We start from the raw sequence: 11,446 nt of genomic DNA on the forward strand, positions 1-11,446 counted from the left end.
AGTCTATTGGTTTGAAGATGGGGCATAATCATATACTTTTCTATCCTGACAAAAAGAAGAGATTCGCCTCGGCGAATCTCTTCTTTATTTTATGCTAATCAACTTGGTTACACTTGGTCAATCAAGCCGTACCGTCCATCCTTGCGGCGGTAGACCACTGCGGCTGAGTTATCCTCCGCATTGTTAAACACATAGAAGGAATGTCCGAGCATATCCATTTGCAGGATTGCCTCTTCGACAGTCATTGGCTTAAACACAAAATGCTTTCTGCGGACAACGTCGAGCGTATCTTCTTCAGTCGGCTTCGTTGCTGTTATATCGCTGCTTGCGTTCTGAACCGCCTGACGCAACCCTTGACGGCTCTTGCGGTTGATCTTCGTCTTATGCTTCTTGATCTGGCGTTCCAGTTTGGTAACCGCACCGTCAATTGCTGTATAAAGATCTTCCTCACCCACTTCAGCTCTTAGGAGAAGGCCTTGAAGCGGAATCGTCACTTCGACCACTTGATCCGTGTTGTGCACACGCAAGTTCACCCGTGCGCTCGTCTTAATCGGCTCATTGAAGTACTTTTCAAGTTTGCTGATTCTCTTCTCTGCATAATCCTGCAAAGAAGGTGTCACCGTGATGTTCTCTCCGCGAATAATAAGATCCATGAGAAAGCCTCCCTTCAATACTATATAGATTCGCCATTTCAATTCGATTTCCTGCCACACAGACAAAGTTTTCTTACAAATTACACGTTCTTTTATAACTTTTCGACAAAGAAAGCCGCTTAAACCACGCAACCCATTAATGCATAAAAGGTATTAATCACATGCAATATTCCAATTAAACACAAGCGTACAAAAGCACTTAATTGTATTGACCCTGCTGGGAATAGCTCATATAATAGTAACGCAAACAAGAAAAACTGCATCATTTGCCGCAGCTTTTCCAATTTTTTCTTAAACGAGGACAGCTTATTCGTTGTCAGATAATCTCACATTAGCTTGGATTTAATTTATAACGTATCGGTTATAGAACTGACATTGACCATATCTCATCAAAGGGGTTTTGACCATGTCCGTCAAAAAGGAAGAAATCATCGAATTGTTCGAAAAGCTCAATGAAGATGAAAAAGAATCAACGTACAATTACTTGCAGTTCCTCGCAAGTCTCAATACAGACAACCAAGGCGAAGCAGTTGCTGCCGAATAACTAGCACCGAATGCGTCCATCCGCTCACCACAGCGGGTGGGCGTTTTGTTTATGTAGCGAAAAACGAGCCCAAATCATTTCAATGATCTCAGTATATGAATGTGCGGAATATTAGTGCAAAAGAAAAAATCACCGGCGTATGCGGTGATCCTCACTCTCGTTTATCTAAAAACATTCCGTCTTTGGTTGGACCGGTGTATGGGTTTCGGTATCGATTTACGGTTTGTTTGCGCTGACGGAATTGATTCATGTCACGAGCTATTTCTTGTTTAATCCGCTTAAGCGGTCCGTCAATCCGCCGATTGATTGCCTGAACGCGTTTACCTAATTCTCGTTCCGCTTCACTCGGGCTGGCCGGAAGCTGGTTTAGCAAGCCTTCACGCTGATCAAGCACTTGCTGCAGCTCTGCAAGAAACGGATCACGCGCCTCACGCGTGTAGCCACTCACAAGCTGTTCAAGTTCAAATGAAAGATCGTAAATCCTCTGAAGTACCATCACACGCGATCCCGCTTCGGCTGATTCTTCTGCGTGATTTCAATGACTTGCTTCCATGTATCGCGAAAGTCAACCGCATAGCCTTCCACTTCATCTAAAATTGACGCATCATTCTTGATGTTCGCGTCAATCAAGCGACGATTCATGTAGTCGTACATCTGCATCATACTCTTGGCTACGTCCTGTTTTTGATCAAGCGTTACCATCAGTTCGCGAATGATCAGCTGTGCTTTCTGAATGTATGTGTTTTTGTCTTCGACTTTTTTTTGCTCCACTGCCAGTTTCGCTTGACGAATAAACTTAATGCATCCATTATAGAGCATCAAGGTCAGCTCTCCCGGAGTCGCCGTAAGGACTGAATTTTGTTGATAAGATTTGTATGCACTTGCTGGCATTGCTGACCCTCCTTACTTATTGTCCCATAAATTGTTGCAAATACCCCGCCTGACTATTCGCTTGGTTAATCGCCGCTTCCATCGCATCAAATTGATTATAGTAGCGCGTTTGAATATCCTGAAGCCGCAACTTAAACGCATCAATCCGGTCATTCATATCATCAATCGATTTGCCCATCGAATACTGCGTATAGGTCATACTCGTGTTCCCGGCTTTATCCTCAATCCGATCCATCGTATTCTTTAACGTCGTGTTTAGCCGTTGCATAATCCCTTGTTCCGAAGTCGTGTCCCCGGTTTTCGTGAACAGTTCCATGACCGCTTGAGGATTAGTACTGATCGCTGCTTTCAGCTTGTCTCCATCGATCACCAACTTGCCATGATCAAGATAATTGTTACTCGTTGTAATCCCAATTTCCGTAAGCTGATCCATCTTCGAATTGCTCGTTCCACTCACCGGTGAATACAGATTGGTACGGAGCTTGCTCAGCGCACTGCTGAGAATGCTATCATTGGCCAGCATGCCCGACTTCGCTTTGTCGGTCCAGTTGGTAATGTCCGAGTCTTTCATACTCGATTTCTGAGCATCAGTAAGCGGAGCATAGCTGCGATTGCGTTTCTCAGATATTTTGTCGTTAACTTGTTTGATTGTGTCGTTGTATTGGTCGACAAAGTCAGAGATTGATTTAAATACAGTATCCGTATCATTATTAACCTTCAAAGTCACAGGATCCGTCGAATTGCCCTGCAATGTGAAGGTCACACCGCTAAGGGCAAAAGTATTAGAATGACGAGTCGTTTTGAGGCCATTCACGGTGAATTCAGCATCTGTACCACCATGTTCTCCTGGTACATCTGATTCGCTACCATCAGCTACTACTGCCTGAGTCATCTTCAGTGTATTTGTTAAAAAAGTGCTGTCATTAAATTCAATTTCCGGACCATCCGTTGGATTCATGCTTCCTGTATCCGTTCTTGTCATCGACACTTGATGTTTGACTGGATCATAGAAAGCACTAACTCCAATAGATGAAGAAGAAATCGTAGACAAAATTTTATCTAATGATGTGTTTGCATCAAAGTCGAATTCCTTATCTACCTTATTTCCACTTTGATTATAGGTTGATAGTTTAAAATTAACAGAATCATAATCATAGCTTGCTGTAATTGTAGCGTCCTTTGAAATTGTATGATTAAATTGTAGTGCCCCTGTTATTTTATCAATGTAGACTCTGTTTCCCGATGTATCGCCTAGTCCTGATACAGAGTCTACAATCGTGTATGCCTCAGAATCCACCAAAACAGTTGATGCACTATCTTTATCAATTCCACCATGAGCTAATTGCGCCATAGTTCCGTCTGATGACATTTTTATTGTTTCGTTTGCAATAGGATTTTTCTTCCAAGCCACACCGTCTGTAAGTTTGGATTGCATGAGATATAAACTCTGGCTTGAATCAAAGCCTTCATCGACAGGAATTTCTCCGCCAATATTGTATGCAGATGTTGCCATCGTAACATTAGATAATGTATAGGTTACATTTCCTGCTGTTGCACCCGCGGTTGCCGTCACTACGCTTGGATTACTCGATGCTGTCGTCTTTGCTAAAAAAGCACTCTGCAACTTCATCGTCTGTGTTGTTGATTGTAAGTTGCTAAGTAAAGTATTCATCGATCGATAATCATCGCGCTGCCACTCCGTCAATTGCAAATTTTGCTGCATCTGAATAAGCGGCTGACTTTCTGCAGTCATTAATTTAGCTACTATACTATCAATATCCATACCACTAGCAAGACCACTTACACGATTGGAATTCGTTGCGCCAATCATACTATTTATTGAATCTATTGAAGCACCACTTGAACTTGAATCCGCCATATTGTTCACCTCTTAATCTATCAAACTCGTTTATTAACAATTAACCCTAGTTTTTCGGCTATAGCTGCATACATGTCCATAAACTTCTTTGGTGGGATTTCTCGAATCACTTGATGTGTCTTAGCATCTTCGACCTGCACATAGTACTTGTCCAATTTATCATGAAGTACGTAGCGCATCTCTGTTAATGCTGGATTTAAAAGCTTGTTTGCTTCTGTGACCAAATCATCCAATTGTCCTTTGTTAAAAGGCGGATAGGTTCTCTCCTCTTTAATATTCTGATTTCCATTTGGTTGGTTATGTGCTTGATTTGTTTGTATATCCCTTTGTGATGAATTTATTCCATTAACCTGATTCTGCAAATCTACATCAAGTGAAATATCGCCGTACATGCCCAGCCCTCCCAAAGCTGCAACTTTTTCTTCTATTCTAAATATCGGTATCGTTAATAAATTGTTTAGAATTCTTCTTTACATTCCACCAAATCTCAAGCTTTAAGAATACATTTATTAAAATAAAGACGAATCCCTAATAATTAAGAGATTCGTCTTTAAAGTTGCTATAAAAAATTATTTCCATCAATTCTAAATTAATTATCTCAAGAGTTGAAGAACACCCTGTGGAAGCTGATTCGATTGAGCAAGCATTGCTTGAGCGGCCTGATTCAGGATGTTGTTCTTCGTGAAGTTGCTCATTTCTTTGGCCATGTCAACGTCACGAATACGTGATTCAGCAGCATTTAGATTTTCTGATGAAGTAGTCAAGTTATTGATTGTATGTTCCAGACGGTTTTGGTATGCACCTAATTTTGAACGTTCAGCAGAAACTTTCTGAGTAGCTTGATCAAGAACTTTAACAGCCGTTTCAGCTTGGCTTTGGGTTCCTACTTGTAGATTATTAACACCAAGCGTTGTTGCTCTCATATCTTCAATAGACAGATTAATTGTCTGCCCGGCATTTGCACCAATATGGAATGTAGATGATCCGTCAGTGCGAACGTCTTTTGCTTGAGTTCCTTCTGCAAAATTAGACAATGCATTAGAAGCAGCTTCTTTACGTTCACCGGTTGATGATTTAACTTCAATAGAAAAACCATTGATTTGACCAGCTGTTCCCGTACCTGCGGCAGTAATTGTAGTAACACCAGCAGCAGTAGCAGCTGAAGTAACTGAAGCATCAGTTGCTACTGCATCAGTAATGTCAGACAAAGCATCGGAAGTGATATCGGTTACGGCAAACGTAGCATTTTTTTGTGAACCATTTACAGACCAAGTAGCAGTAATCGTGTCACCATTGGCAATTCCCAGATTATTTCCCGCTTTGTCTACTAAGCTATCCAACGTAGTTGCATCACCTACGCCAGTACCCAAATTTCCAGAATTTACAATAGTTCCTGCAGTAGCAGTTTGTGCTGCGCCTGCTTGACCATTCAGCAATTTTTTGGTGTTGAATTCTGTTTGATTGCCGATTCTATCAATTTCGTTTCCTAATTGAACGATTTCATCTTGAATATTCTTTCTATCTTCTGAAGTGTTCGAATCGTTTGAAGATTGAACCGCAAGCTCACGCATACGCTGAAGAATATCATGAGTTTCATTTAAAGCACCTTCAGCAGTTTGAATCATAGAAACGCCGTCTTGAGCATTCTTGCTTGCCATGTCCAACCCACGGATCTGCCCACGCATTTTTTCGGAAATTGCGAGACCTGCAGCATCGTCGCCAGCACGGTTGATACGAAGACCTGAAGACAGTTTTTCAAGAGATTTTTGAGTTGCTGCTGTGTTTTTGCTCAAGTTGTTGAGTGTGTTCAACGCAGCAATGTTGTGATTGATAATCATAAATTGTTTCCTCCCTGAATTGTGAATTCCCACGTCCATGTGGAATAGTATTTTGGCGATTGGGAAGGCGCCTTCCCAACCGCCTTACAATCTATATATCGTCATTAGGAAAAAGATGTTTAGCAGACTAGGATATTTTTTCATATTTTTTAACAGTATACTTATCTGCCTGAGTTACCAATTTCTTAACATCTCTTCCACTTTCCCTTTATCAGCCTGTCCATTTTTCAGAAACACATTAGGAATCCCTTGTGCATAACCACGTACATTTTCTACACCAAATATATCTGCAACACGTTGGCATGTTTGGATAAATGCGGAATTGTCTTGTTTCTTTTTGAGTTGCATGTCCTTAGCGTATAACCATTTGTCTTTCGCTCCCTCGGAATAGCCGATAACTGAGCATTTCACCGCGCCTTTCATATTGTGTCGGGCCGCCAGTATGCTACGATAAATAAAATCATCAGTCGGAAGAGAATAACCTGCAAAAATAATATGCTTAGCTTTCTCTAACGCCACCTTCATATCACTCTGAATTTCTTCAATGAATGATGGATTACCACCTTTGAAATTGGTTTGCATGACCAACGGTGTATGATGAGCTTCTGTTATTTGTCCGCAATGTGTGCACTGAACTGCATCATACACACCACCTTTTATTGCCTTTTCCTCTTCAGTAGAACGTGCTTTTTTCGGCGATAATGATGGAATGATTTGAGGAGGAAATAAACTATCCGAATCAAACGTCCAGTCATTTCCAAGATAGAAAGTTAGCTTGCCACATTTGGGACATTGTCTAAATCCATGACAACCATGGGGAAAGTAAAATTTTCCTATCCTTACTCGTCTGTCTGTATGATGATCCGGATCATTAAGCCTTTGGACTGCTGTTTCATTCATTGGGAACCAAGCGCCGGGAGTACCGCCATTAACCTTCCTAACAGCCATAAAATGTGCAAGATCATTAAACAATTTCATAGGCTGAGGTGGCATACCAATGTTGGGTCTAAAGGCTGAGTCATTAGCTTCTCGATGCGCATTAAATATTAACCAGAGCAAGATTGGATCCCAGTTCATCGATATTACTGCGTAACTAAACAAATAAAAATCTCGTGAATCCAAATTTCCTTTTCTCGCTCTTTCTAGACCTTCTCTTTTCATACGGTCTGCCAATAACTTGGCAAAGCCATAGTATTGGCGATAAATGTGTTTACTTGTGTCATCTTTTATCATTTTCTGATAACTTATTGTATGAAAAAGTTGAGTGAGCATATCAACTGTTCTTCTGGCCGAAATTAAGCGATCAAGAGTAATAAATTCACCATCCACCTCAATACCGTTCTGCGACTTGATATGCATATCGAGTAAATTATACAGATCCTGAAGTGCTAAGCTCCCGGCATTGATTCCTGGGCAACGTTCGATAACTTGTATAACAGCATTCCAATCATACAAACGGGCAAGTCTCTCCGCACGTTTTACATTAAATCCAAGATTATTTCTTGCTTGTTCTCTTTTAGTATCTGATTGTCTCAAATCAATGATTGTCAAGAAATCTTTCAATTCATCAATAATTTTATTCGTTGCATCCGGTAACGCTTCTTGAATAGTTGCAATATCTACTTGATTAGTCTTTGAATTTGATAACCCGGATAGTGTATGGAACACATTACCGATTTGTTTCGTCATTAACATTCCAAGGCCTTGTGTTGCGCCCGCTCCCCAAAAAATCACTGTTTCCGGCCAGTAAGGCTTATATTGGGTATTTGCATTCATTTCAGATCATCCGTTAGTTCAACACCCTTAATGACGTATCCATTACATTCGCCCGCATAGAACATAGTAAATAACAATAACGTTGAAGACTTGTATTGATCTAGTACGAATTTTGATAGTTTGTCTGAACTAATCGTTAACCATGTTGTTTGTGGAAGCGGCAAGATCATGTTCTCTTTTGTAATACAATCGTATTGCTCTGTGGTCCCAAATCCCTGTAAAGGAATCCATGAATTAAACATTTTATTTGATTTGTCCGGCAGTATCTTATCAGTACATATTGAAAATTCCGAGGTGGCACAAATTCTAATCTGAAATTTATTATCATTGTCTTCTTTTACACCAATAATTTTGCCAATAGTTCTATATTCAGTCATGAATCTTCCTCCTAAACGGTTTTCATTTTCAAATAATAAAAATCAAATTCTTTTTAATTTGAGCCAATCAATATCTTTTAACGGGATAAGTTGGACTGCATCTATGACATAGGTTAAACCTGTATCGTGAATGATTGTTTTTTTTCCAAAAGAGGGGTCTAAACCCACCGCCTTAGTCGGTATCAGCTTTTAGCCTTTTCGTTTCAATACTTTTTACCAAGGTAAAAAGTGATTGTAACTGAAATCTATTAAAATGGTAATTCAGCTTCATATTGTTCATCAAAAATAGACTCCAAAGGATCATATTCAGCTAGATAATTTAAACAAGTAAAAGTGTATACCCCATTATCAGATCTTCCCTTTACTCTTGACATGCTAATAAATAATGCATTCTGTACAGCTTCAATTGGTGGATTACCCATAATGATTTGTTCTCCATTATAATTAGTTGTCGGAGAGTCTAAAATAAGTAAAACGTTTGGTGTTTGCCAACCTTTGAAACTATGATAAGAAGAAACTTTTAGTCGACCAGTTCCGCCCTGAAATTTCCACTTTTCAATTTTTCGTCGTTCTATGTCTTGTTGTCTATTTAAGTCATAAACATGGGAAGTCTCGACCCCAAGTTTATTAATGTGCTTTACAATTTCGGCACCAGTATTTTCATTAGTTGTGAGAATAGTGATATCCTCTAATTGGTTGGAATCGCATAGATGCCTAAGATGTTGCTCAATTTGTTGTAATTTCTCTAGACGAGTTCGAGGATGGCAATTATACCAAAATGTTTTTTGAAAGAAGCTTTCTTGTTCTTGTTTAGCTAATAGAATCTCTTCGCCTTCCATGTGTAATCGCTGTCTTATGATTCTAATTTTTTGAACTATTTTATTTGGTAATCTGTGTGTATATTTCAAATGACCTGGTTTTCCTTTAAAGCCAATTTCTTTTATTTGTTCACTGTCTTCTATCCATACGCCATGGCCATATAGATTTTGTGATTTATCATATACAATAAATAACTCGCCACTACCAGTGAAAAAGTTCTTTAAAAAACGTATCCAATCCGCCTTAAAATCTTGTCCTTCATCAATTAAGATATAGTCAAATTTAAGATGGGGCTTTATGGGATGTGAACGAAAGTAATCAGTTGCAGTTTTTAGGAGCGAGCTTTCAAAATCCGTATGTTCATTGTCCTCTCGAAAATTTACGTCCAACTGGTGCTCAGTCAAAAGCAATTTAATAAAATCATGAAAATGACTAATAGTAATTTGAGATTTAAGTTTTTTTCGCTCTCCTTGATATTTTTCCGGACCGAATTGTTGACTACAGAGATCTCTTAAATAGTGTCTTAATGTAATATTAAAACTCAAAACTAAAATTTTTTTATTCATTTTCGCTGCTTGAACGGCCTTTTCGGCAATTATTAATGATTTTCCTGAGCCTGCTACCCCGCTCCATCTACGAATAGAACGCGGGTTTAAATTAGCTAACTTTTTTTGATCACTTGTCAAAATAAAAGGTTGCCGACGTTCATAGTTATAATCAGCATACTGGAGTTGTAGATTTAACTCAGATACTAAATTTCCAAGTAAACCATTCTTTGAAAAGCTAGAATAGTTTCTGGATAATGCATATGTATGTTCTTTTTGATTTAAACGATTTGCGAAGTTCCCTATATAATCTATATCTATTTTAGTCCATACTTTTGTGTAGCTTCCAAAAGCATTGCAATATTTCATGGCTGCCTGTTTAGTTGCATAGTGAAAATAAACAATGGTTTCAATACATGAAAAATAACGTGGAAACTTTTCAGATAAATCGACACTCGAAAGCAGCTGATAATGCAAAATATTTCTTTTATAATACTCGACTTGATTTATAGGATTGCTTTTATAATAAATTCCATCGGTACCACGGATATAACCATTTTCACTGTATACCTCAGAGTTTAAATTCCAATCCTTAACTTCTATAATTAAAATACCTTTTTGGGGATGAGTTAAGACAAAATCAGGTTTCATAGAATTAATATGGGGCTGTTCAAATACTGTCCAGCCTTCAAATCTAAGACTTGTTCTGAATACCTCTAATAAATATTTTTCTCCTTCTGTTCTAGGATCATTTGGATTAAAATTTTCAATAATTGTTACAGGCATTTTAAACACCTCACAGTAATTAATAGTCTCTCGGGAATTAAATTTTCGCATACGCACTAGTCTTTTGACTAGGAATTTTGTATCATTTCACCTTAAGTAGGTGAATGTGGACAAGCCCTACTCTAGGAGAACATACGAGTTCCGTCTTACAAAGCCCATCTCATGTTGTTGGAACGTCTTCTGCTATTAACAAAAGTAACATCTCCTTACTAATTTCACTTTTCAGTGCGGACAACCTTTTCGACTGATTCAACGTTATGTCATCAAATAAATTGCGAACTAATCGTCCATTTGAGAAATGTTCATCTTTTTTATCTAACTTTGCCCACAACCAATCACGAACACTAGCAATAGCTTGTCCTTCTACGCTATAGTCATTTTGCTTGCAAGTGTATTTGAATATCTCTACAAGTTCATCAAGGGAATAATCATTGAATGAAATAAAAGTATTAAATCTCGATTTTAGCCCTGGATTTGATTCAAAAAACTTTTCCATCAAGTCAGTGTATCCTGCAACTATTACTACCAAATCATCTCGGTAATCTTCAAGAGCTTTCGTTAACTCAGTAAGACTTTCTCTTCCGTAACTATCACTATGATCGTTTTCAGTAATACTATACGCTTCATCTATAAATAGAACGCCTCCTCTAGCTCGGTTAATTAATCTTTTCACTTTGATTGCTGTCTGTCCTTGGTACTCCGCTATTAAATCCGTTCTGCTTGCTTCAATGAATTGTCCTTTGCTCAATAAACCGATCGCTTTATACATTCTTCCAACAATACGAGCAACAGTAGTTTTAGCTGTTCCAGGGTTGCCTAGAAATGCCATATGTAAGGTTTTATTCGATTTTTTCAATCCATTTTTCACTCGTAATTGTTGTATCTGATTAAAATCAATCAAATCACGAACCTGTTGTTTTACATGCTCCAAACCAACTAGTTCATCTAATTGGATGAGTATCTCATCTACAGAAATATTAGATGATTCCTTTAGAGTTTGAAATAGTCCATCAACTTTTGAAGCTCCCAGAAATGCGCATAAAATCTCAATAAGTTTTTCCTGTTTTTGATCAATCTTATTAGGTAAAAATTGCTGTTTAGATAACACTCCTAAATTTTTGATTAATTCTAATATAGCTTTATCGTTTTGTTCATCGGTTATTTCTTGGGCCAATTTTTCAAATTCAGAGTCTCGTCCTAATGATAGATCTATTTGCCTGGTTCCTTTAACCAACTGATGTTTGTAATTATCCGAAATCATCATAGTACCTCACTTACTGTTTTTGTCAATATGAAATTGAGCCAGAGTGATCACATCAAAAGTGAGCCACTTTATCA

The 11,446-nt window shown here is 38.5% G+C and carries 11 protein-coding genes; 1 reads left to right on the forward strand and 10 read right to left on the reverse strand.

Going from position 1 to position 11,446, the window contains the following annotated elements; translation table 11 throughout:
• Positions 1–107 precede the first annotated feature (107 nt).
• A complete protein-coding gene (hpf, locus tag SIN01_RS12135; RefSeq protein WP_010023804.1) occupies positions 108–653 on the reverse strand; it encodes a ribosome hibernation-promoting factor, HPF/YfiA family in 546 nt (181 codons plus the stop codon).
• Between the two features lie 406 nt (positions 654–1,059).
• Here hpf and SIN01_RS15095 point away from each other — a divergent pair, with 406 nt between their 5' ends.
• On the forward strand, positions 1,060–1,197 hold the full coding sequence (locus tag SIN01_RS15095) for a hypothetical protein (RefSeq protein ID WP_156031551.1): 138 nt from the start codon (positions 1,060–1,062) through the stop codon (positions 1,195–1,197).
• Positions 1,198–1,348: 151 nt separating this feature from the next.
• On the opposite strand, the gene fliT is transcribed toward SIN01_RS15095, so the two are convergent.
• The 9 genes from fliT to SIN01_RS12180 form a co-directional block, all read right to left on the reverse strand.
• Complete coding sequence (gene fliT / locus SIN01_RS12140) at positions 1,349–1,693, reverse strand: flagellar protein FliT (RefSeq protein WP_010023802.1); 345 nt, start codon at positions 1,691–1,693, stop codon at positions 1,349–1,351.
• Entirely contained in the window at positions 1,693–2,088 is a 396-nt protein-coding gene (gene fliS, locus SIN01_RS12145) for a flagellar export chaperone FliS (protein ID WP_047034936.1), read from the reverse strand. The genes fliT and fliS overlap by 1 nt, the downstream gene beginning before the upstream one ends.
• A gap of 16 nt (positions 2,089–2,104) precedes the next feature.
• Entirely contained in the window at positions 2,105–3,967 is a 1,863-nt protein-coding gene (gene fliD / locus SIN01_RS12150) for a flagellar filament capping protein FliD (RefSeq protein ID WP_029548251.1), read from the reverse strand.
• Between the two features lie 20 nt (positions 3,968–3,987).
• The gene (flaG, locus tag SIN01_RS12155; RefSeq protein WP_010026027.1) at positions 3,988–4,359 is read right to left on the reverse strand and encodes a flagellar protein FlaG; all 372 of its coding nucleotides are present in this window, start codon (positions 4,357–4,359) and stop codon (positions 3,988–3,990) included.
• Between the two features lie 201 nt (positions 4,360–4,560).
• Positions 4,561–5,805, reverse strand: coding sequence for a flagellin N-terminal helical domain-containing protein (locus SIN01_RS12160; protein WP_010026026.1), 1,245 nt, complete (start codon positions 5,803–5,805; stop codon positions 4,561–4,563).
• A gap of 174 nt (positions 5,806–5,979) precedes the next feature.
• A complete protein-coding gene (locus tag SIN01_RS12165) occupies positions 5,980–7,581 on the reverse strand; it encodes a hypothetical protein (RefSeq protein ID WP_010026024.1) in 1,602 nt (533 codons plus the stop codon).
• On the reverse strand, positions 7,578–7,958 hold the full coding sequence (locus SIN01_RS12170) for a hypothetical protein (protein ID WP_010026023.1): 381 nt from the start codon (positions 7,956–7,958) through the stop codon (positions 7,578–7,580). The genes SIN01_RS12165 and SIN01_RS12170 overlap by 4 nt, the downstream gene beginning before the upstream one ends.
• 248 nt (positions 7,959–8,206) lie before the next feature.
• On the reverse strand, positions 8,207–10,108 hold the full coding sequence (locus tag SIN01_RS12175; RefSeq protein WP_010026022.1) for a nuclease-related domain-containing DEAD/DEAH box helicase: 1,902 nt from the start codon (positions 10,106–10,108) through the stop codon (positions 8,207–8,209).
• A 160-nt stretch (positions 10,109–10,268) separates the two neighbouring features.
• Entirely contained in the window at positions 10,269–11,372 is a 1,104-nt protein-coding gene (locus tag SIN01_RS12180; protein WP_141306104.1) for an AAA family ATPase, read from the reverse strand.
• Between the last annotated feature and the right edge of the window lie 74 nt (positions 11,373–11,446).

The sequence above is a fragment of the Sporolactobacillus inulinus genome, from assembly GCF_006539285.1.
GTDB lineage: Bacteria > Bacillota > Bacilli > Bacillales > Sporolactobacillaceae > Sporolactobacillus > Sporolactobacillus inulinus.

Excerpts from the sequence above, each read along its gene's own strand:
- hpf (WP_010023804.1), bottom strand. The coding sequence starts at position 653 with ATGGATCTTATTATTCGCGGAGAGAACATCACGGTGACACCTTCTTTG.
- SIN01_RS15095 (WP_156031551.1), top strand. The coding sequence starts at position 1,060 with ATGTCCGTCAAAAAGGAAGAAATCATCGAATTGTTCGAAAAGCTCAAT.
- fliT (WP_010023802.1), bottom strand. The coding sequence starts at position 1,693 with ATGGTACTTCAGAGGATTTACGATCTTTCATTTGAACTTGAACAGCTT.
- fliS (WP_047034936.1), bottom strand. The coding sequence starts at position 2,088 with ATGCCAGCAAGTGCATACAAATCTTATCAACAAAATTCAGTCCTTACG.
- fliD (WP_029548251.1), bottom strand. The coding sequence starts at position 3,967 with ATGGCGGATTCAAGTTCAAGTGGTGCTTCAATAGATTCAATAAATAGT.
- flaG (WP_010026027.1), bottom strand. The coding sequence starts at position 4,359 with ATGTACGGCGATATTTCACTTGATGTAGATTTGCAGAATCAGGTTAAT.
- SIN01_RS12160 (WP_010026026.1), bottom strand. The coding sequence starts at position 5,805 with ATGATTATCAATCACAACATTGCTGCGTTGAACACACTCAACAACTTG.
- SIN01_RS12165 (WP_010026024.1), bottom strand. The coding sequence starts at position 7,581 with ATGAATGCAAATACCCAATATAAGCCTTACTGGCCGGAAACAGTGATT.
- SIN01_RS12170 (WP_010026023.1), bottom strand. The coding sequence starts at position 7,958 with ATGACTGAATATAGAACTATTGGCAAAATTATTGGTGTAAAAGAAGAC.
- SIN01_RS12175 (WP_010026022.1), bottom strand. The coding sequence starts at position 10,108 with ATGCCTGTAACAATTATTGAAAATTTTAATCCAAATGATCCTAGAACA.
- SIN01_RS12180 (WP_141306104.1), bottom strand. The coding sequence starts at position 11,372 with ATGATGATTTCGGATAATTACAAACATCAGTTGGTTAAAGGAACCAGG.